Origin of the sequence: Tateyamaria sp. ANG-S1, assembly GCF_000814025.1 — a bacterium.
Classification (GTDB): Bacteria; Pseudomonadota; Alphaproteobacteria; order Rhodobacterales; family Rhodobacteraceae; genus Tateyamaria.
In genome coordinates, this window is sequence record NZ_JWLL01000030.1 from 1 (window position 1) to 1169 (window position 1169).

1 protein-coding gene is annotated in these 1169 nt (G+C 61.9%); it reads left to right on the forward strand.

Annotated features, from left to right (window positions below):
• On the forward strand, nt 1-1169 hold a 1169-nt coding region (gene tuf / locus RA29_RS21630; protein ID WP_039690044.1), incomplete at both ends, for an elongation factor Tu.

Genomic DNA, 1169 nt, shown 5'->3' on the forward strand with positions numbered 1-1169 from the left:
ATGGCAAAGGAAAAGTTTGAACGTACGAAGCCGCACGTTAACATTGGCACGATTGGCCACGTTGACCACGGCAAGACGACGCTGACGGCGGCGATCACGAAGTATTTTGGTGATTTCCAGGCATATGACCAGATTGACGGCGCGCCCGAAGAGAAGGCCCGCGGGATCACGATCTCGACCGCGCACGTGGAATACGAGACCGAAGCACGTCACTACGCCCACGTCGACTGCCCCGGCCACGCCGACTACGTCAAGAACATGATCACCGGTGCGGCGCAGATGGACGGCGCGATCCTGGTTGTGAACGCCGCCGACGGCCCCATGCCCCAAACGCGCGAGCACATCCTGCTGGGCCGCCAGGTTGGCATCCCGAAGATCGTCGTGTTCATGAACAAAGTGGACCAGGTCGACGACGAAGAGCTGCTGGAACTCGTCGAAATGGAAGTGCGCGAGCTGCTCGACAGCTACGAGTACCCCGGCGACGACACGCCCATCATCGCAGGTTCCGCCCTGGCGGCGATGGAAGGCCGTGACGCCAACATCGGCGAAGACAAGATCAAAGAGCTGATGGCCGCTGTGGACGAGTACATCCCGACGCCCGAGCGCGCGGTTGACCAGCCCTTCCTGATGCCGGTCGAGGACGTGTTCTCGATCTCCGGCCGTGGTACGGTTGTGACCGGCCGTGTGGAGCGTGGCGTGATCAACGTGGGCGACGAGATCGAAATCGTCGGCATCAAGGACACTCAGAAAACGACCTGCACGGGCGTGGAAATGTTCCGCAAGCTGCTGGATCGCGGCGAAGCGGGCGACAACATCGGCGCGCTGCTGCGCGGTATCGACCGTGAAGCGGTTGAGCGTGGCCAGGTTCTGTGTAAGCCGGGTTCGGTGACGCCGCACACGAAGTTCGAGGCCGAAGCCTACATCCTGACCAAGGAAGAGGGTGGCCGTCACACGCCGTTCTTCGCGAACTACCGTCCGCAGTTCTACTTCCGTACGACGGACGTGACGGGCACGGTTCAGCTGAACGAAGGCACCGAGATGGTGATGCCGGGCGACAACGTGTCGTTTGGTGTTGAGCTGATCGCCCCGATCGCGATGGAAAACGGCCTGCGCTTCGCTATCCGCGAAGGTGGCCGCACCGTCGGCGCCGGCGTGGTGTCGAAAATCAC